This is a genomic window from Haloferax mucosum ATCC BAA-1512 (assembly GCF_000337815.1).
Lineage (GTDB): Archaea > Halobacteriota > Halobacteria > Halobacteriales > Haloferacaceae > Haloferax > Haloferax mucosum.
Genome location: NZ_AOLN01000011.1, coordinates 448,104 through 468,285, shown reverse-complemented (window position 1 = coordinate 468,285; position 20,182 = coordinate 448,104). Strand labels below are relative to the sequence as shown.

18 protein-coding genes are annotated in these 20,182 nt (G+C 62.1%); 10 read left to right on the top strand and 8 right to left on the bottom strand.

Annotated elements, in window-relative coordinates; genetic code table 11:
* Positions 1-61: 61 nt before the first annotated feature.
* Together C440_RS09170 and C440_RS09165 are read right to left on the bottom strand one after the other, a co-directional pair.
* Positions 62-640, bottom strand: coding sequence for a DUF7090 family protein (locus C440_RS09170; protein WP_008320125.1), 579 nt, complete (start codon positions 638-640; stop codon positions 62-64).
* Positions 641-741: 101 nt separating this feature from the next.
* A complete protein-coding gene (locus C440_RS09165) occupies positions 742-1,200 on the bottom strand; it encodes a DUF2391 family protein (protein WP_008320124.1) in 459 nt (152 codons plus the stop codon).
* Positions 1,201-1,341: 141 nt separating this feature from the next.
* Here C440_RS09165 and C440_RS09160 point away from each other — a divergent pair, with 141 nt between their 5' ends.
* Positions 1,342-2,022 (top strand): class I SAM-dependent methyltransferase, encoded by a 681-nt coding sequence (locus tag C440_RS09160; RefSeq protein ID WP_008320123.1) that lies wholly within the window; start codon positions 1,342-1,344, stop codon positions 2,020-2,022.
* A 56-nt stretch (positions 2,023-2,078) separates the two neighbouring features.
* Here C440_RS09160 and C440_RS09155 read toward each other — a convergent pair whose 3' ends face one another.
* The 3 genes from C440_RS09155 to C440_RS09145 are packed head-to-tail and all read right to left on the bottom strand — an operon-like array spanning position 2,079 to position 6,067.
* On the bottom strand, positions 2,079-3,179 hold the full coding sequence (locus tag C440_RS09155) for an ABC transporter ATP-binding protein (RefSeq protein ID WP_008320122.1): 1,101 nt from the start codon (positions 3,177-3,179) through the stop codon (positions 2,079-2,081).
* A gap of 40 nt (positions 3,180-3,219) precedes the next feature.
* A complete protein-coding gene (locus C440_RS09150; RefSeq protein ID WP_008320121.1) occupies positions 3,220-4,935 on the bottom strand; it encodes an ABC transporter permease in 1,716 nt (571 codons plus the stop codon).
* A gap of 1 nt (position 4,936) precedes the next feature.
* The gene (locus C440_RS09145; RefSeq protein WP_008320119.1) at positions 4,937-6,067 is read right to left on the bottom strand and encodes a thiamine ABC transporter substrate-binding protein; all 1,131 of its coding nucleotides are present in this window, start codon (positions 6,065-6,067) and stop codon (positions 4,937-4,939) included.
* A gap of 129 nt (positions 6,068-6,196) precedes the next feature.
* Here C440_RS09145 and C440_RS09140 point away from each other — a divergent pair, with 129 nt between their 5' ends.
* A complete protein-coding gene (locus C440_RS09140) occupies positions 6,197-7,327 on the top strand; it encodes an AI-2E family transporter (protein ID WP_008320117.1) in 1,131 nt (376 codons plus the stop codon).
* A gap of 39 nt (positions 7,328-7,366) precedes the next feature.
* Here C440_RS09140 and C440_RS09135 read toward each other — a convergent pair whose 3' ends face one another.
* Complete coding sequence (locus C440_RS09135; protein WP_008320116.1) at positions 7,367-8,143, bottom strand: sulfurtransferase; 777 nt, start codon at positions 8,141-8,143, stop codon at positions 7,367-7,369.
* Positions 8,144-8,394: 251 nt separating this feature from the next.
* Here C440_RS09135 and C440_RS09130 point away from each other — a divergent pair, with 251 nt between their 5' ends.
* Complete coding sequence (locus C440_RS09130) at positions 8,395-9,255, top strand: sulfurtransferase (RefSeq protein WP_008320115.1); 861 nt, start codon at positions 8,395-8,397, stop codon at positions 9,253-9,255.
* Positions 9,256-9,309: 54 nt separating this feature from the next.
* Here C440_RS09130 and C440_RS09125 read toward each other — a convergent pair whose 3' ends face one another.
* Entirely contained in the window at positions 9,310-10,737 is a 1,428-nt protein-coding gene (locus C440_RS09125) for a short-chain fatty acid transporter (protein ID WP_008320114.1), read from the bottom strand.
* Positions 10,738-10,913: 176 nt separating this feature from the next.
* Here C440_RS09125 and C440_RS09120 point away from each other — a divergent pair, with 176 nt between their 5' ends.
* Positions 10,914-11,513: a transcription anti-termination factor gene (locus C440_RS09120; RefSeq protein WP_008320113.1), complete on the top strand. Its 600-nt coding sequence runs from the start codon at positions 10,914-10,916 to the stop codon at positions 11,511-11,513.
* A 63-nt stretch (positions 11,514-11,576) separates the two neighbouring features.
* On the top strand, positions 11,577-12,251 hold the full coding sequence (locus C440_RS09115) for a hypothetical protein (protein ID WP_008320112.1): 675 nt from the start codon (positions 11,577-11,579) through the stop codon (positions 12,249-12,251).
* Positions 12,252-12,360: 109 nt separating this feature from the next.
* On the opposite strand, the gene C440_RS09110 is transcribed toward C440_RS09115, so the two are convergent.
* Positions 12,361-12,630 (bottom strand): DUF7553 family protein, encoded by a 270-nt coding sequence (locus C440_RS09110; RefSeq protein WP_008320111.1) that lies wholly within the window; start codon positions 12,628-12,630, stop codon positions 12,361-12,363.
* 88 nt (positions 12,631-12,718) lie between these two features.
* On the opposite strand from C440_RS09110, the gene uvrB reads away from it, so the two are divergent.
* The 5 genes from uvrB to C440_RS09085 all read left to right on the top strand — a co-directional run bounded on the left by uvrB (position 12,719) and on the right by C440_RS09085 (position 20,106).
* On the top strand, positions 12,719-14,803 hold the full coding sequence (gene uvrB / locus C440_RS09105) for an excinuclease ABC subunit UvrB (RefSeq protein WP_008320110.1): 2,085 nt from the start codon (positions 12,719-12,721) through the stop codon (positions 14,801-14,803).
* Positions 14,804-15,226 carry an NUDIX hydrolase gene (locus tag C440_RS09100; RefSeq protein WP_008320108.1) on the top strand — a complete coding sequence of 141 codons (423 nt, stop codon included), beginning with the start codon at positions 14,804-14,806 and terminating at the stop codon, positions 15,224-15,226. It abuts the gene before it with no gap.
* A 411-nt stretch (positions 15,227-15,637) separates the two neighbouring features.
* The gene (locus C440_RS09095; RefSeq protein ID WP_008320107.1) at positions 15,638-16,732 is read left to right on the top strand and encodes a sulfite exporter TauE/SafE family protein; all 1,095 of its coding nucleotides are present in this window, start codon (positions 15,638-15,640) and stop codon (positions 16,730-16,732) included.
* 90 nt (positions 16,733-16,822) lie between these two features.
* The gene (locus tag C440_RS09090; RefSeq protein ID WP_008320106.1) at positions 16,823-17,263 is read left to right on the top strand and encodes a universal stress protein; all 441 of its coding nucleotides are present in this window, start codon (positions 16,823-16,825) and stop codon (positions 17,261-17,263) included.
* 365 nt (positions 17,264-17,628) lie between these two features.
* Positions 17,629-20,106 carry a ribonucleoside-diphosphate reductase subunit alpha gene (locus tag C440_RS09085; protein WP_008320105.1) on the top strand — a complete coding sequence of 826 codons (2,478 nt, stop codon included), beginning with the start codon at positions 17,629-17,631 and terminating at the stop codon, positions 20,104-20,106.
* Positions 20,107-20,182 lie beyond the last annotated feature (76 nt).

Below are 20,182 nucleotides of genomic sequence, written 5' to 3'. Positions count from 1 at the left end.
ATCACTCGCAAGAATAGATTCGACCGCTGACGCAGAGTGACTGCTGACGTGTGCGTCTCGCTCAGAAGTCGGTCGTGACGGTGCCGTCTTCGTTGAGGTCAACCACGCCGTCGAACAACTCGCGGAACCGGTCGAGCGTCTCTTGGTCGTGGACTTCTTTCGAGAGGTGGAACAGGCCGACCGCATCGTACTCCTTGAGTAGCCCGAGAATCCGCTTTGTCGCCTCGTAGGCGCGGTCTTCGCCGGCGTAGTAGGCCATCTCGGTCACCGAATCGACGCTGAGTCTGAGTTTGCCGTCGTAGCTCTCTAAGAACTGCCGCGTCTTTTCGACGATGGCGTCGAGGTCATCAGGTGAGGCGACGTAGTAGATGTTATCGGCGCTTCGTCTGGAGTAACCGCGTTCGATTGAGAGCGCGTCGAGGATAATCGCGCGAGATTCATCGACTTCGTAGTGCTCTATCTTCTGTTCGACCTCTCGTGCGGTGGTGCGCGTCGAGATGACGAGGAACTGGTCGGTATCGACCTTGAAGAAGTCCGTGTCGATGCGGTCAGTCTCGCCGATGCTCGGATGAACGAGTAAGATTCCTGTGCCGCCCGGAATCGTCTTGGGCGCGTCTTCGATGGCGAGCTCGTAATCCATACGTCATGCAGTTACCGTGCGGACTTAATCCTTCATGCCATTTCGCCCATGTGTTCGGCGTCGGATTCGATGCTCGGACCTGAAACCGCCCGGTAGCCGCGTCAGAACAGCGAGTCGGCGGTCGCCGCGCCGATGACGCTGAACACCGCGCCGACGCTCGTCGCTTTGAGCGTGACGCCGAGCACCGCGAGGTCGAGGCGCACGCCCATCGCGTCGAAGAGCACGCGACCGGATACATCCGTGAGGAACGTTCCGGGCGCGCCGAACGCGACCGCGAGAATGAACACCGAGAGGTACGAGACGCTAATCAGTGAGATGAAGCGGATCGGAATCCCGCCGACTTCCCGTTCTCTGTCCGGGTCACGGTCGTCGGCCTTATAGAGTGCGCCGTAGCCGACGGAGAAGACGATAATCACCGTAAACGCCGCTTGTAGGGGTGACATGTTCTGTGCGAGTTTCCACACCTCCTCGGTCACGACGAACGGTCCAGCGAGGAGGAATCCACCGACAATCTGTTGGGCGGTGTCCGAGAGCGCGAAGCGGCGGCGTACTCCAACCATACCCCGGTCGTGGCGACGGGCGTAATTAAAAGGCGCGGGGCGCGCGGTGTGCGGCGGACACCCCGTCGCAGTACTCGAACGGATAGCCATCCCGCCGCCGTGCTCCGAACTGATTTAGTCCCCGCACTGAGAGGAGGACGTATGAGCGTTCGTGACGAGTTCGACGCCTGGGCGGCCGACGGCCGCGACAAGGGCATGGAGGACCGACATTGGCACACCGCGAAGCACGCCCTCGCGCGGATGCCGGTCGAAGAGGGAGACACTGTCGTTGACCTCGGAACGGGAAGCGGCTACGCCCTCCGCGCCCTCTACGACACCAAAGGAATCGGTCGCGGTGTTGGTCTCGATGGCTCGCCGGAGATGGTCCAAAACGCCCGCGAGTACACCGACACCGACGACCTCTCGTTTCTCGTCGGCGACTTCGACGACCTCCCGTTCGACGACAACAGCGTTGACCACGTCTGGTCGATGGAGGCGTTCTACTACGCCGCCGACCCGCACCACACCCTCGAAGAGGTCGCTCGCATCCTCAAGCCCGGCGGCACGTTCTTCTGTGCGGTCAACTACTACGAGGAGAACATTCACTCGCACGTCTGGCAGGAGAACATCTCCATCGAGATGACCCGCTGGACCCACGAGGAGTACCGCGCCGCCTTCCGCAACGCCGGTCTCTACGTCGCCGCGCAGGACTCTATCGCCGACATGGACATCGAGATACCGCCGGCAGAGGAGTTCCCGACAGACGACTGGGAGACCCGCGAAGAGATGGTCGAGCGCTACCGGACCTTCGGAACGCTCCTGACCGTCGGCGTCGCACCGTAGCGTCGGCGTTCACCGTAGCGTCGCCAAACTCGGTCGCTGTTTTTCGCGCTAAATCTTTATTCGAGGATGTGCGCCGCAGTCGGGTCGAAACCGACTTCGAGTGTAGACCCGAGTTCGAATCGCCCGTCCTCGCGTCCCGACTCGTCGTCTACCGTCACCGCCACGTCGGTTCCGTCCCAATCGAGTCTGAGACGGGTCGTCGCGCCCTGAAACTCGGTATCGACGATGGTCCCGCGAATCCGGTTCATACCGCCTTCGATGCGGAGGGCCTCCGGTCGAACACAGAAGGTGAGCGTCTCACCGGGGGCGGCGCTCGACTCGCTTTGCGACGCCGCCGATTTGCCGAACGTTCGTCTCCCCTCCGAGAGCGCGAACACGTCGTCTCCGACGCCGACTCGCAGGCCCCCCGTTTCCGGTCGAGATTCGACGACGGCGTCGAAGACGTTGTTCTCGCCGACGAACTCCGCAACGAATCTGGTTCGCGGGCGGTGGTAGACTTCGCGGGGGTTGCCGACCTGTTCGACGCGCCCGCGGTTGAGCACCGCCACGCGGTCAGAGACGGCCAGCGCTTCGGACTGGTCGTGAGTGACGTAGACGGTCGTCACGCCGAGTTCGGACTGGATGTGCTTTACCTGTCTCCGGAGTCGGTCCCGAAGGCGGGCGTCCAGCGCGGACATCGGTTCGTCCAACAAGAGCAGGTCCGGGCCGGGCGCGAGCGCACGGGCAAGGGCGACACGCTGTTGCTGGCCGCCCGACAGCGAATCCGGGTCGCGGTCCTCGAAGCCCGCGAGGTCAACGAGTTCGAGAAGTTCGGCGACGCGGTCGTCTCGGGAGTTGCCTCCCGGTGTGTCGGTGAATCGAAGCCCGTAGGCGACGTTTTCGCCGACTGTCAGGTGCGGAAACAGCGCGTAGTTCTGGAAGACGACACCGACCCCCCTCGCTTCGGGTGGAACTCCCGCCATCGACTCGCCGTCGAAGCGGACAGCCCCTTCGGTCGGAGATTCGAAGCCGGCGATACACCGAAGCGTCGTCGTCTTCCCACACCCGGAGGGACCGACGAGCGTGAAGAATTCGCCTTCTTCGACCGACAGCGAGACCGAGTCGAGAGCGGTCGCCGTCCCGTAGCGCTTGGATACGTTGTCGAGTTGAAGTTTCACGGCTTTTCCTCCGTCACGTTTCTCACTCGCCGGTCGGCGCTCATAATTCTCCCCACCTGCCGCCGAACCGGTCAACCACGAAGAAACTCAGCGACGTGACGGCCAGAAGCACACACCCCATCGCGGTCGCGGGACCGAGTCGGCGGCCGAGGAATCGCTCGACTGCGACGGGCATCGTGTAGCTTCCCGACCCCTCTGCGAGGATGATAGTCGAATCGAACTCGCCGATGCTGATGGCGACGGCGAAGGCCGCTCCGGCGACGACGCCGGTCCAGACGAGCGGGAGTTCGATGTCGAGTAGTGCCCGCGTTCGGGTCGCACCGAGGCTTCGGGCGGACTCCACGAGTCGGCCGTCGAGGCGGGAAAAAAGCGGCGCGACGTTCCGGGTGACAAACGGGTACGCACCGACCGAGTGGGCCGCGACGATTGCGAGCGCGCCGGTCACGCTGATTCGCGTGCCGAACACGTCCACGCCGAAGACGAGACCGCGGAGCAAGCCGAGTCCGACGACGATACCGGAGACGGCGAACGGGGCCATCGACAGCACGTCGATGAGACCGCGTCCGCGGTACGTCCGAGTGGTGAGAATCGCCATCGTCACGCCCATGGGAACGGCGACGAGGAGCGTCCCACCGGCGAAGACGAGCGAGTTCACGATGGCGGGGAGCGGTTTTACCTGAAAGCTCGCGCCGGTCGCCTGTCGTTCGACGAGAAACGCGTAGTGTGAGAGCGTCAGGCCGCCGTCGCCGCCGGTGACGCTCGCAAGAATCATGCTGGCGATGGGGACGATGAAGACGAGACCGACGATGGCGGTGTAACCTGCGATACCGGCGGTTCGAAGTGTCGATTTCGGCGTTACGTCGCTCGGCAACACCGACTGTCGCGGCAGTGGGTTTGCGGTCCCGCCGGCGGCGCGTTGGTTCGCTTCGTACCGGAGGTACACCGCGGTCAGGGCGATCGAGATGACCGTCTCGATGACTGCAAGGCTGGCGGCTTCGGCGTAAGCGAGGTCGCGCACTTTCGAGTAGACGAACACCTCTATCGTCGCCAGTTGGAACCCGCCGAGTGCGAGGACGATGGGGAACGACGCGAACGTAAAGATGAACGTCAGGGTCGCGCCGATGCCGATAGACGGCAGGAGTTGCGGGAGGACGACGTCGCGGAAGGCTCGGCGGGGTGTCGCACCGAGCGAGCGTGCGGTTTCGACGGTGCGGGCGTCAACGCTCTCCCACGCGGCGGTGACGATGCGAGCGACGAGCGGCGCGTTGTAGAACGCGTGAGCGACGATGATAGCTTCGAGCGTGAAAAGCAACTCCACCGGCGGGAGACCGACAACAGAGAGCACGCGGTTGAGCGTCCCGTTGCGCCCGAACGTCGCCACGAAGCCGATAGCGACCATGATGGAGGGCATGACGAACGGGAGGATGGTCAGCGAGCGAAGCGTCTCTCGGCCGGGGAACTCGAAGCGGGAAAACAGCCACGCGGCCGGTAGTCCGAGCGCGAGGCTGGCGAGCGTCGAGTAAAACGCCTGTTTCGTGGTGAACCAGATAATGTCCACCAGATAGAACTCGCTCGTCAGAATCGCCACGAGTGGCTCGATGGTGAGACCGCCGTCTTCGAGCACCGCGTCGGCGAAGACGGTCGCAACGGGATAGTAAAACAGGACGAGCAGGATGACGGCGGTGAGTCCCGCGACAAAAGAGAGCAATCGCTGTTCGAAGAAGCGAGCGACCCGGCGAACCGGGATTCCGCTCACGTCACTTGCTTGCGAACTCTTGGGCCCACGCGTCGGTCCAGTCACTCAGGTTGTCCTTGAGGCGGTCGTAGGAGAACGTGACGGCTTCCGGTGGCTCGTGGGCGTATTTGGCGAAGTCGTCGGGGAGTTCCGCGGTGGTCGTCGCGGGGAACGCGACGTTGCGGGTGGCGATTTCGGCCTGTACCTCGGGGCGGAGCATGAAGTCCATGAACTCGCTTGCGAGTTCCGGATTCGCGGCGTCGGCGAAGGCCGCCATTCCCTCGGGGTTGGCGTATCCTTGGTCGTTCAGGAACCGAATCTGATGTTTGGCCATGTCCTCGCCGGACTCGGCGGCGTACACTTGGTCGGTCGAGTAGGAGACGACGATGGGCGCTTCCTCGTTGGAGTAGGCGGTGTAGGAATCTTCCCAGTTGCCGAGGACGCGAACGTCGTTTTCCTTCAGTTCCGCCCAGTAGTCGAGATAGCCGTCTTCGCCCTTCGCGTCGATGGTGTGGAGCAAGAACGCCTGGCCCGTCGCCGACGACGTGGGATTCTGTGCGAGAAGCGCCCCCGAGTACTCGGAGTCGAGAAGCCCGTCGAACGTCTCGGGAGCGGTGAACCCGCCGTCGCCGTAGGACTCGTTGTAGACGAGCGAGATGTAGCCGGTGTCGTACGGAATCGCCCGCTCTTTGGGGTCGAATTCTAGTTCCTCGTTCACGTCGTCGCGGCGCGAGAGGTCGGACGTGGAGGTAAACAGCTCAGAGTCGAGTTTGGTGTCGATGCGGACGAGCATCTGCGAGTCGAGACCGACGTAGAGGTCGGCCCCCGACTCGACGTTCCGAAGCGAGCGCTCGATGTAGTGGTTGACGCCGGAGTCTGGCGTCTGCCACTCCAGTGTGGCGTCGAACTCGGCTTCGAACTCCTCTTTCAGCCACGGTCCGGGACTCGTGCTCGGCGCGTCCACGAACGACCCGTACGTCCCGACGGTGAGTGTCGGCTTGTTTCCGCCGGTGGTCGTCCCTTGCGTCGTCGTATTCGTCGAACCGCCCGACTGCTCTGTCGTCGTCGAGTCGGTCCCCGAACCGGTACAACCGGCGAGGAGTGCAGAAACACCGCTGGCACCAGCGGCCTTGATGAAAGTACGTCGTCTCATTACTGGGTTGTTGTACTCTGTGGTATTTAACGGCCGTGATGTCCCGTATCTCGTTATCTGCGTCTGAGAGGTTGTGAGACGGTCGTATTTTGGGGAATCATTTTCTTTCTTGAGAGTGTACTAACATAAGTGTCCAACTCGCGTCCGTACGTTCTCGGCGGCGTTCTCGCGGTGTTCGCGTTGCTGGCGGCGTTCATCCTTGCCGACGTGTTGGCGACCGTCTTTTTCGCCATCACTGTCGCGTATCTCCTGATTCCGCTCAGACGCCGTCTCGAAGCCCGCGGCGCGTCTCGCTGGGTCGCAAGCACTGTCGCCACGGCCATCGCCGCAATTGCCGTCGTCGTCGTGCTCGCACCGCTTTTCGTCATCCTCTTTCTCCGCTTGAACGATATCTTCAGCCTCACGGCGCTCCTCCCCGATACCGTCTCGTTCGAACTCCTCGGTACCGTCTTCGAGGTAACAACCGACGAGGTACTCGCGGTCGGCTTCGGCCTCTTGGAGTCCCTCGGTCGCGTCGCCGCCACCACGGCTCCCGTCGCGCTCATCAAACTCACCCTGTTTGGCTTCCTGGTGTTTTCGTTGCTCCTCAGCGGCGACGCCGTCGGACGGACGCTTCTCGCGTTGGTTCCCGTCGGGTTCAAAGACGCCGCGCGGGCGCTCAACACGCGGTGCCGCGAGACGCTTTTCGCCATCTACGTGCTCCAAGCCGCCACGGCCCTCGGCACGTTCTTCATCGGACTCGTCGTGTTTTCGGCGCTCGGCTACGACTATGTGATTACGCTCTCGACGGTCGCCGCGGTGCTCCAGTTTATCCCCATCGTCGGTCCCAGTTTCCTGCTCGCGCTCATGGCCGCGTACCACGCCGCAGTCGGCGATTTCGGGGCCGCCGCGCTCGTCATCGTTGTCGGTGGCTTCGCCATCGCGTGGCTCCCGGACATTCTCATTCGCCCGCGACTCGCCGAGGAGACGGCCGACTTACCCGGGAGTCTCTACTTCGTCGGCTTCGTCGGCGGACTGCTCAGCCTCGGCCCAGTCGGTATCATCGCCGGGCCGCTCGTCGTCGCGCTCCTCGCGGAGTCGGTCGCACTCCTCGGCGACGAACTCAACGTCGAATCAAACGCCTCGGCCGCTGGCGACCCCGATTCGGTTACAGCCGCAACGGAATCATCCACGTCGCCGGCGCACGCTGACGACGGGAGTTCTCCCGAGCCGTCGAAGCCACCGGAGGGGACAGACCAGTCGGAACCGACCGACGTTTGAGCCGCCTCTGACTCCGCTTCCCGCCGTCGCAGGCGACGACTACTCTTCGACGAGCGCACCGTCTCGTGCGTTCCACTCGGTCAGGCTTCCCTCGTAGAACTCGACGGTTTCGTAGCCGAGGTGCGAGAGGACGACGTAGGTGTGGCTGATTCGGCGCGCCGTGTTGCAGTAGAGAATGATTCGCCGGTCGGACGCGACACCGACGTCGTTCAGAATTGCGTCGAGTTCGTCGCGGGGTTTCAGCCCGCGTGTCTCGTCGTCCACGAGTTCGCGCCAGTCGAGGTTGGCCGCGCCGGGGAGGTGACCCGCCGCGAACTCTTCTGGGTCACGGGTGTCTACGATGACCGCTTCCGGGTCGTCCAACGCCGCTTCGACGGTCTCGAAATCGACGAGTGGCGTCGATTCGGGCGCTGAGACCTCGTAGGTCGTCTCGACCACGTCGGACGCGTCGCTCGTCGTCTCGCGTTCGCGGTTCCACGCGCTGAAGTCGCCGTCCAGGAGATGCAGTTTTTCGGGGTCGTGGCCGTACAACAGCGCCGTCACGAGAAACCGGGCCGCGAAGACGCCGTGGGTGTCGTCGTAGGCGACCACGTGGTCGTCGACCGCGACGCCTGCGTTCGAGAGGAGTCGTTCCCACACGTCGCGTCCGGGGAGCATCCCCACGTCGCCGTCGGCGCTTCGGAACTCGTCGAACGGAATCGAGGCGGCTCCCGGAAGGTGGCCGATACCGTCGAACTCCCAGCCGTCTCGCACGTCAACGACGCGTACGCCACCGAGTCGGTCCGCGAGCCACGCCGCGGAGACCACGTCTATCATGCGACCACCTATCCCGTCCGTGGATTTAGGTTCGTGGCTCTTTGCATCCCTCGCCCCGTGTCCGGGGTACCAGACGATGTTGCCGGTTTATTACCACGGTGGCTCTATCGACCGCAAAACGGCGGTTGCGGGACCAAAACCGGTGGCTCAACCCCCTATCTTGGGGTGATAATTGCCGCATCACCCGGGGTCAGGACGTACATGCCGTCGCTGTGAAAGTTATGGGGGTTGCTTACGTACGAAGAATTGCGATGTCAAACTCCGATTACGCAAAGGACGTACTCGTCTCTGCGGACTGGGTGGCAGACCACCTCGATGAGTTCCAGAGCGACGACCCGGCGTACCGACTCGTCGAAGTGGACGTGGACACCGAGGCGTACGACGAGAGCCACGCCCCCGGTGCAATCGGCTTCAACTGGGAGTCCCAACTGCAGGACCAGACGACCCGCGACGTGCTGACGAAGGAGGACTTCGAGGACCTCCTCGGTTCCCACGGCATCTCGGCCGATTCGACGGTCGTTCTCTACGGCGACAACTCCAACTGGTTCGCCGCCTACACCTACTGGCAGTTCAAGTACTACGGCCACGAGAACGTTCGTCTCATGAACGGCGGTCGGGACTACTGGCTCGACAACGACTATCCGACCACCGACGAAGTGCCGTCCTTCTCGGAGCAAGACTACGCGGCGAAAGGTCCCTTCGAGGATATTCGCGCCTACCGCGACGATGTCGAAAAGGCGGTCGATAAGGGTCTGCCGCTCGTCGACGTTCGCTCGCCCGAAGAGTTCTCCGGCGAGATTCTCGCGCCTCCGGGACTCCAAGAGACCGCCCAGCGCGGCGGCCACATCCCCGGAGCGAGCAACATCTCGTGGGCCGCGACGGTCAACGCCGACGGCACCTTCAAGTCCTCCGACGAACTCCGCGACCTCTACGCCGACGAAGGTATCGAAGGCGACGAGTCCACCATCGCCTATTGCCGCATCGGCGAGCGCTCGTCTATCGCGTGGTTCGCTCTGCACGAACTCCTCGGCTACGAGAACGTCACCAACTACGACGGCTCGTGGACGGAGTGGGGCAACCTCGTCGGCGCGCCTGTCGAGAAAGGAAACTGAGGCCGCGTCGGTTTCAGGTCGGTACTGATTCGATTCGTCGGTTCGTTTCGCGGTTCACATCGGCAGGACGCTGACGCCCACGGCGACGATGACGCCCACACCGAGCAACACCATCACGCAGTAGCCCATGATGTCGCGGACCGACAGTCCGCTGATAGCGAGCAGCGGAATGGCCCAAAACGGCTGAATCATGTTGGTCCACGCGTCGCCCCACGCGGCGGCGACCGCGACTCTCGGAATCGACTCGCCGGACGCTTTCGCGGCCGTGACGAGCGTCTCGCCGATGATGGCCCACTCGCCCCCACCAGACGGGACGAAGAAGTTCACGAGACCGGCCGTAACGAAGGCGACCGCTGGGAGTGTCCCGTCGGGTGCGACAGCGACCATGCCCTGTGCGATTTGGGTCGCCAGACTCACAGAGCCGTCCGGTGCGTAGGCCATGATACCCATGATGCCCGCGTAGAAGGGGAACTGGAGGATGATGCCCCAGACGTTTTCGACCGCTTCGACGATGGCCTCGATGTACGCCTTGGGCGTCCCGTGGAAAGACAGCCCCAAGAACAGAAACGCGAAGTTGACGATGTTCAGATTCAGGTTGTTCCACGGCATCGTTCCCGACTGCACGCCGTTCAAGAAGTACAGGCCGACGGCGAACAGGCCGACGAGACCGATTCCCATACCGATGACAGACGAGTGTTCGATGCGCGTTGCAAGCGTCGTGTCGGCACCGAGCGTCGCCGATGCGGTCGAACCGCCGTCGGCCGCCGCCTCCAACTCCGCGGGGTCGATTGGCGTCTTCTTCGCGTCCGACTTCGGGTACATCAACGCGAAGAGCGCCGGGAGAAAGAGGAATCCGACCACCACGACGAGCGCGAGGTTCGCCGCAGTGAAGATGGTCCCGCCGGTGCCGAACGTCGTATCGAGGATGCCCGCTTCGATGAGGAAGTTGCCCTCGGTGTTCAAGAGGAGTGGAATCGACCCCGCGAGACCGCCGTGCCAGACGACGAACCCGGCGTACGCGCCCGCGACGACGATTGGGAAGTCGATGCCGCGGACTTCGGTTGCTACCTTCCGCGCGAACAGCGCGCCGACGACCAGTCCGAGTCCCCAGTGAACGAACGACGCGCCCGCGGCGACGACGGGAACCAGCGCGGCGGCCCCCCGTTCGGTACTCGGCACTCGCGCAAGTTTGGTGAGAAGTACGTCCACCGGCCGCGTTTGTGCGAGCGCGTACCCCGTCATCAAAATCAGCGTCATCTGCATCCCGAACGAAAGCAGGTTCCAGAAGCCGCCGTACCAGCCGTCCATCAGAACCCCGCTTGCGTGTCCGACAAGCGTCGTCTCCGCACCCGGTGAGACGAATGCGAACGCCAACGCGTACGCGACTCCCGTCAGGATGATTGCGAACACGAACGCGTCGGGCAGGTAGCGCTCGACGAGTTCCGAACTACGCTCCGCCGCAGACCTGATGACATTCACCATGGCTTGAACTACCATAATTATAAATTGATATAATTTTTAGGTTTCGACCTGTCTTCGGTCACAACCGTCGGTCGAGCGACTCCATGTGATTTTCACTTGTCTCGTCCCGTCGCAGAGCGCCGTCGGAACTCGCCGCCGCCGATGGGTACAAACCCGCCTCGGACGTACACGCGAATATGACAGATTTCCTCGACTCGCTCCGCGACGCACACGAGACGCCGCTGTCTCGCCTCGGTTCTTCGAAAGCCCTCTATGCCGTCACCGACGGCGAGATGGACGGTGACGCGGTTCGCTCCGCGGCCGCCGACGAGGCGGACGCCGCCGCCGACCTGTTCGACCGGTGGGCCGCCGACGAACCGAACGACGGGGCCGCCGCGCTCTTTTCGAACCTCGCCGAAACCGCCCGTGAACACGCCGACACGGTTGATTTCGAACCGTCGGCTGACGAACCGAACGTCTACGATGTTCTCTCCGAGTTCGAATCGACCGACGGTCGCCTCGGTGGCGCGCTCGCCCGCGCGCTCGTCTCACTGAAGACCGTTGAGCAGATGGTCGGCTTCTTCGTCGGCGACGCGGACCCGATGACCGCTAACGACTTCCGCACGCTCAAATCCGACCTCAACGACCAACTCGACACCATCGAGGTCGCTATCGACGACCTCGTCGAGGACGACGCAGTCGCCCGCGAAGCCGCCGACGCGGTAATCGAAGCCGCGTACGACGAGTACGTCGAGACGCTGGAAGGAATGGGTGTCAAGCCGAAGAACGTCTGCTGAATCGAGTGGTTTACATGTGGTAATATTGGGAACTTTAATATTTTATAATTAATAACATGGTGCATGGTCGAAGAAGGACGGCTTCCAGGGATAAACAAGCTAACTGAGGCATATTTGGACGCTTGGGATCAGTTTGGGACGAATCAATTTACTGCCGAGGGACTGAGAAATGAATTGCTTAGAGAGAGCAACGAACCAGAAAATGTACCAGACGAAAATTCGATATACAGCAGCTTGTACCGGGCTGCAACTATTGGACTCGTAACTTTCCATGGTGACAAGAAATTCAGCATTCGGATAACGCCGGAAGATAACAAAGACGTCAGACATGAAGTCGCGGTCGAACACATCGATCGCCTATGGGTGGAAATAAAAGATGAATATGATGAACGAATGAGTGCAGACAAACAAGAGAACCAAGATAAATCAGTAATTGAATATCAGGAAAATAGATATTTGCGAACGTTTGTTGGATACAACACAGACATAAAAGAGAATCTAGAGGGCTATTTCCAAGCAGCCCTTGATTTGGATGAACACTCTGGGGTTGTACTGGAGAGTTGGGTTTCTGTCGCAGAAGCGGCAGACAAGTTATCGAACAATCTTTGTAATGACGAACAGATGGAAGACAATGGGTTCTTGTACCGATTTAAGAAAGAGGGTGAAGAGATAACTAAAGATGAAGATGATGAGCGAATCATTCGGATATTTTTAGCTGAAACTCGGTTCTCGGACTAACAACTGACTGGGTTTCGTGCTCCAGTTGAAACGAAGGGGTATGTCTGCCGAGCGTCAGACGCTCAGCACGTTTTCACGGCGTTTCAGCCACCGAACCCGGTGTTGTGTCTCAGACGCCCGGCACGTCTTTGCGGTATTCGAGCACTTCCTGTCGGGCCTCGCGCACCGTCTCCGCAACGTCGCCGTCGAGTGCTTCCGCGAGGTCGTGGAGCACGGTCATGTGACGGGCGAGGCGGCCGTGGTCCGGTCCTTGGTCGCGGGTCGCCAGTTTCGCCAGTTGGTCGGACTGCTCGTAGAGTTGCTGTTGTGTCTCGCCGTCGGTCGCTTCGGCGGCCTCCTTGAGCAGATTACTCGCGCGTTCGAGTTCAGGTCGTGTCATACGGAGTGGTACGACGAGGCGGCGGAAAACCGTTCCTCCGGTGACAAGCACCGCCTCGCTCAAGTACACCGCGACCTAACGGCTGACAATGAGCGAGTCCGGTCCCTTAGCCGCCGATAGACCCGAGGTAGACCGCGAGTTCCACGTCGATGCTCCGTTCGACCCGGCGGGCGACCAACCCGAGGCAATCGAGGCACTGGCCCGCGGGTACGGCGAGGGTGCCGACGTACAGACCCTGCTCGGTGTCACCGGTTCCGGCAAAACGAACACCGTCTCGTGGGTCGTCGAAGCGATTCAGAAACCGACGCTCGTCCTCGCACACAACAAGACGCTCGCCGCCCAACTATACGAGGAGTTCAAGAACCTCTTTCCCGACAACGCGGTCGAATATTTCGTCTCGTATTACGACTACTACCAACCCGAGGCGTACATCGAACAGACCGACACCTACATCGACAAGGACATGTCGATAAACGAGGAAATCGACCGGCTCCGGCACTCTGCAACCCGGTCGCTTCTCACCCGCGACGACGTTATCGTCGTCGCCTCGGTCTCCGCAATCTACGGTCTGGGCGACCCGAAGAACTACACCGACATGTCCTTGCGTCTCGAAGTCGGCGAAGAACTCGGCCGCGACGACCTCCTCAAACGCCTCGTAGACCTCAACTACGAGCGCAACGACGTTGACTTCCGGCAGGGTACGTTCCGCGTCCGCGGCGACACCGTCGAGGTCTTTCCGATGTACGGCCGCTACGCCGTCCGAATCGAGTTCTGGGGCGACGAAATCGACCGGATGCTGAAACTCGACCCGCTGGAAGGCGAGGTCAAATCGTCCGAACCGGCCGTCCTCGTCCACCCGGCAGAACACTATTCAATCCCCGAAGAACAGCTCGAAGGCGCTATCTCCGAAATCGAGGAGCTGATGGAAGAACGGGTCAAGCACTTCCAGCGACAGGGCGACCTCGTGGCCGCACAGCGTATCGAAGAGCGCACGACCTTCGACATCGAGATGCTCCGCGAGACGGGCCACTGCTCGGGCATCGAGAACTACTCGGTCCACCTTTCGGACCGCGACCCCGGCGACGCGCCGTACACGCTTCTCGACTACTTCCCCGACGACTTCCTCACCGTCATCGACGAATCGCACGTCACGCTCCCGCAAATCAAGGGCCAGTACGCCGGCGACAAATCCCGGAAGGACTCGCTGGTGGAAAACGGCTTTCGCCTCCCAACGGCCTACGACAACCGCCCGCTGACGTTCGAAGAGTTCGAAGAGACGGTCGGCCAAACAATGTTCGTCTCCGCGACGCCCGGCGACTACGAGCGCGAGCACTCCGAGCAAATCGTCGAGCAAATCGTTCGCCCGACGCATCTGGTGGACCCGAACGTCGAAGTCACCGAGGCGACCGGACAGGTCGACGACCTGATGGCCCGCATCGACGAGCGAATCGACCGCGAGGAGCGCGTCCTCGTCACCACGCTCACGAAGCGGATGGCCGAAGACCTCACCGAGTATCTCGAAGAGGCAGGCGTTGACGTGGCCTACATGCACGACGAGACGGACACGCTCGAACGCCACGAACTCATTCGCTCGCTCCGCCTCGGCGACATCGACGTACTCGTCGGTATCAACCTGCTCCGCGAAGGACTCGACATCCCCGAGGTCTCGCTCGTCGCCATCCTCGACGCCGACCAGCAGGGCTTCCTGCGCTCCGAGACCACGCTCGTCCAGACGATGGGCCGCGCCGCCCGCAACGTCAACGGCGAAGTCGTCCTCTACGCCGATGAGATGACCGACGCGATGGAGGCCGCAATCTCCGAGACGCAACGCCGCCGTCGCATCCAACAGGAGTTCAACGAGGAACACGGCCACACACCGACGACCATCGAAAAGGAGGTCGGCGAGACGAACTTACCGGGGAGCAAGACCGACACGCGTGGCGTCTCCGGTGACACCCCCGCCGACGCCGACGAGGCGGCAGAACAGGTCGCGTTCCTCGAAGACCGGATGCAAGAGGCCGCCGACAACCTCGAATTCGAACTCGCCGCCGACATCCGAGACCGGATTCAAACGCTCCGCCGCGAGTTCGACATCGACGCCCTCGAAGACGGCGTCGCGCCCGAGTATCCCGACGATGACGACGCCGGACTCGCCCCGCCGGACGAGTCTTGAATGAACGCATCTAACTCCCCACCGACGCTGACGTTCGCCGCTGGCGGCCTGCTCCGCCGTGCTGACGGTCGTCTCTGCCTCGTTCACCGACCCCGGTACGACGATTGGTCGCTTCCGAAAGGAAAGCTCGAACCCGATGAGACGTTGGTCGAAACCGCCGTCCGCGAGGTCACAGAGGAGACGAGATGCGAGGTCGAATGCGGACGCTTTGCCGGGCGATACGAGTACCGCGTCGGCGACGATACGGCCACGAGAAGCGGTCCGAAAGGCGTCTTCGTCTGGCACATGCGACTCGTCGAAAAACGAGCGTTTGAACCCGACGACGAGGTCGATGCACGCCGGTGGGTCGCTCCCGACGAGGCCATCGAACGACTCACCTACGAGAATGAACGCGCACTCGTTGGGCGCGCCTGCGACCGCTGAGACGCCCACAGATTTCGGGTCGGAACACATGTCGCCGCTTTTTCGACGCCCGTTGATGTGGGGACAGTACCCAAAACCTGTATCGTCATCAAGACTTATTACCCGGACTTCGCTATGCCCGACCCACCGTGATCCACAATTCGGCGGACAAACCGACAGGACACGCCGTTCACCACGTCTATCCGAACGGAGGAATTACCTGAATGACCTCCGAAGTCGAGCGGTCGTCGTTCGATAGGCTGGCAGGTCGTTCGACACCGGAACTCCCGGTGTGCGATGCGGTCGCACCTTCTGACGTTGGTGAACACGCGCGGGTCGATTCCGCTGACAATTCGGTGTGCAGGCTGTTTTCGTCGCGTCGCTCCACACGAGCGGGCGCGGAGGCTACTTCGAACTGAAACAACGAGAACCATGAGCTCTCAGTCTCTCAGTCACGTCCAGAAGTCGTTCTTGAAGTACCAACACATTCTCGTGTTCATCGCACCCATGCTGTTCCTCGCCGCCGTGTTCACCATGGCGCCGACACCGGCCGACGCCAATATGGACTATTGGCTCCAATACTGGTGGCTCTTCCCGGTGTTCGTCACCGGGGCGACTATCGTGAACACGGTTGGAATCAGTGGGTCGGCCCTGTTCGTCCCGTTCCTCATCTTCATCTTCCCCATCTTCGCGCATCCCCTCGAACCCGCGACGTTGGTGAAGGTGGGTCTCATCAGCGAGGCGTTCGGCCTGTCGAGTTCGGCCGTCGCGTTCATCCAGTACGGACTCGTTGACCGCCGACTCGCGCTCACCCTCGTCGCTGGTTCGATTCCGTTCGTCGTCGGAGGGGCGCTTCTCTCGTTTATCATCCCGGAAGTCGTCTTCCACGCGCTTCTCGGTATCGCGCTCCTCGCGGCGTCGTACCTGCTGTTCAACACCGACCTCAGTCACGAGGAACCCGGTTCCAGCTCCAGTTCGAACTCGGACCACACCACGGCAACCGACGGCGGGACCGCCTCTGATCTCCCGAACGACCCCGGAAAGCTCGGTCCCGCAGGCGTCCACACGGCCGACGACGGAACCGTCACCCGTGTTGACCGCGAGGGCGACGATTACCGCTACACCCGCGGCGGCTACCTCCGTCGCTTCGCCAACTACAGCATCGGCGGCACGTTCCAGGGTCTCGCTGGCTTTGGTATCGGCGAACTCGGTATCATCTCGATGCTCGGGACGAAGGTACCCGTCCGCGTCGCCATCGGAACGAACCACATCGTGGTCGCGCTAACCGCCATTCTGGCGTCGCTCGTCCACGTCTTCGGCGGTGGTCTCGTCGGCGGTCACTCGCTGTCGCTCGCCAGCACGCCGTGGAACATGGTCGTCTTTACCGTCCCCGCGACGGTTCTCGGCGGCCAAATCGCTCCGTACGTGTCGAACGCGCTGGAGACTGACACCATCAAGAACTTCGTCGGCGTTCTCTTCGCCATCATCTCGCTGGCGCTGTTCCTGATGGCGTTCGGCGGGTTCTAACCGAGCCACCCCACTCTCGCATCGTCCAGTTTCTGAACCGAACCCCAACCTACTCCACTCTCGAACCCAACGTCCAACCCAGCTATTCCGATGTACGACCACATCCTCCTCCCGACCGACGGGAGCGACGCGACAGACGAGACAATCGAACACGCGGCCACGCTCGCTGAGACGTACGGCGCGACCGTCCACGTCCTCTCGGTCGCCGACTCGCGCAACCGATTCGAGACGCCGTCCGCCGGTATCGCACCCGACGTGTGGGAGAAGTCAGAACGCGAGCGCGCCGAAAACGCCGCCGACGCGGCTATCGACGCCCTTCCAGATACCATCGCCACCGAAAAACTCGTCGAGGAAGGTGTCCCGCACGACGTCATCCTTGACTACGCGGAAGACGCCGACATCGACGTCGTCGTGATGGCGACACACGGTCGAACCGGACTCGACCACTATCTCGTCGGGAGCGTCACCGAACGCGTCGTCAGAAAATCGGCCGTGCCCGTCCTGACCGTCCGGACCAGCGGCGACGAGTAACCGGCGCTCAATTCCGTCGAACCGGCGATTTCGGTCCGTAGACTCTGATTCTCGACATCCCTGATTTCCCGAGTTCTTCTGTAGTTCCCTTTGGTTCTCCAACCTCGGGTATTCGTCCCCGGAGAGAGTCCTCTCTGTGACCTGCCGGGCGAACCGCCGCTGACGACTCGTCCGCACACGTAAAACAAACACAATTGCACTATCACAAATTTGGTTGGCAAATCTTTTATCGCTTCGACCGGACCTTTGGGTACAGTCGGTTCCCCCGCGAATCTCTCGATTCGAGGCCACTGCGGCCGCTTTGTGAGTGGCTACACTATCTCTGACGCGAGTGGATTCGCCGGAAACCCGACGGTCGAAACACCATGAGTACTACAGCAACGACCGAACTAGACGAGATGATACGCGCAATCCTCGACCGGGCGACGGCGAGGACCGAGACGGACCTCTCCGACGAGACGCTCGACACGCTCCACGAGGAATCACAGCGAAATCTGTACGACGGCGCGACGCGCGAAGAAGTGTACGATGTCGTCACCGACGCCCTGACTGCGCGTATCGACCGCGACCCGAGTTACGACAGCCTCGCGGCTAACGTCTTCTTGCAGGGCTACTTCGAGGAAGTCGTCGGCTCGCGTCCGGACGACGAGACCCGTGACGACGTCTACCGCGACACGTTCGTCGAGAACATCCGTTTCGGCGTCGAGACCGACCTGCTCGACGAGCGGATGCTCATCTACGACCTCGACGACCTCGCCGCGGAACTCGCGCTCGACCGCGACGACCTGTTCGACTACACCGCGGTCGATACGCTCTATCAGCGCTACTTCCTCCGCACTGCCGACGAAGAACGACTCGAACTCCCGCAGGCCTTCTTGATGCGGGTTGCGATGGGTATCGCCCTCCGCGAAGACGTGGCCGACCGACAGGAACGCGCCAAGGAGTTCTACCACCTGCTTTCGACGCTTCGGTTCCTCTTTTCGACGCCGACGCTCTTCCACGCGGGAACGACGCACCCGCAACTCTCGTCGTGTTACCTCACGACCGTCGAAGACGACCTCGACGATATCTTCGACTCCTACAAGGCCCACGCGAAGCTCTCGAAGTGGTCCGGCGGTCTCGGCAACGACTGGACGAACATTCGTGCCGCTGGCTCGCTCATCTCTTCGACCGGCGTCGAATCGACCGGAACCGTGCCGTTCCTCAAGATTTCCAACGACGTCACCTCGGCCATCAACCGCTCGGGCAAGCGTCGCGGGGCGGCGGCCGCCTACCTCGCCTGTTGGCACATGGACTTCCCGGACTTCCTCGACCTCAAGCGCAACACCGGCGACGAGCGCCGTCGCACACACGACATGAACACGGCGGCGTGGGTGCCGGACCTGTTCATGAAGCGCGTCGAGGCCGACGAAGCGTGGACGCTCTTTTCGCCGGATGAGGTTCCGGACCTCCACGAGACGTACGGCTCCGAGTTCGAGGAACGCTACGAGGAGTACGAACGACTGGCCGACGAGGGCGAAATCGACCAGTTCGAGCGCGTCGAAGCCGCCGACCTCTGGCGGACGATGCTCACGCGCCTCTTCGAGACGGGGCACCCGTGGATTACGTTCAAGGACCCCTGTAACGTCCGCTCGCCGCAGGACCACGTCGGAACGGTCCACTCGTCGAACCTCTGTACCGAAATCACGCTCAACACCTCTTCCGAGGAGACGGCCGTCTGCAACCTCGGCTCTATCAACCTCTCACAGCACGTTGCCGCCGACGGCGACGGCTTCGACCGCGAGAAACTTGCCGAGACCGCGGAGACGGCGATGCGCATGCTCGACAACGTGGTGGACCTCAACTTCTACCCGACCGACCGCGCGGAGCGCTCGAACATGCGCCACCGCCCCGTCGGTCTCGGCATGATGGGCTTCCACGACGCGCTCGTCGAGCTGGGCGTGCCCATGGCGTCGGCCGACGCCGTCGATGTCGCGTCCGATGCGGCCGAACTGCTCGCGTACCACGCGATTCTCGGCTCCTCGAAGCTCGCCGCCGAACGCGGCACCTACGAGACCTACGAGGGTTCGAAGTGGGACCGCGGTCTCCTGCCGCAGGACACCGTCGATATGCTCGAAGCCGAGCGCGGCCGCGAGATTCCTATCGACCGGACCGAGACGCTCGACTGGGAGCGCGTCCGCGAACACGTCGCCGAACACGGGATGCGCAACTCCAACACGATGGCCGTCGCGCCGACCGCGACGATTTCGACCATCGCGGGCACGACGCCCTCTATCGAACCGCGCTACTCCAACCTCTACGTCAAATCGAACATGTCCGGCGACTTCACGGTCGTCAACGAACACCTCGTCTCGGACCTCGAAGCCGAGGGTCTGTGGGACGCGCAGATGCGCGACCTCCTGACGTATCACGACGGCTCTGTCACCGACATCGAGGCGATTCCGGAGGACATCCGTGAACTCCACCGCGGCGCGTTCGAAATCGACCCGCGGCACCTCCTGCACCTCACCGCACAGCGCGCCGTCTGGATCGACCAGAGCCAGTCGCACAACGTCTTCTTCCCGAGCACCGATGGTGAACTCCTGAACGAGGTCTACCGGACCGCGTGGAAACTCGGTCTGAAGACGACTTACTACCTGCGCACCCTCGGCGCGTCGCAAATCGAGAAGTCCACGCTCGACACGAGCGAGTACGACGACACGCAGTTCCGTGGTTCCTCCGGCGGCGACACCGCGGATGCGTCCGAATCCGACTCTGACGACTCGACGGAAGAAGTCACGGATGGCGGTCGATCTTGTGATCTCCCGAGCGTCGAGGACCCGACCTGTGACGCCTGCCAGTAACGACGTACCGACTACAAACACGACGGCACGGCCAGCAAGACAACAGACGGCACCGCAAGCAAATCGGTCACAGACG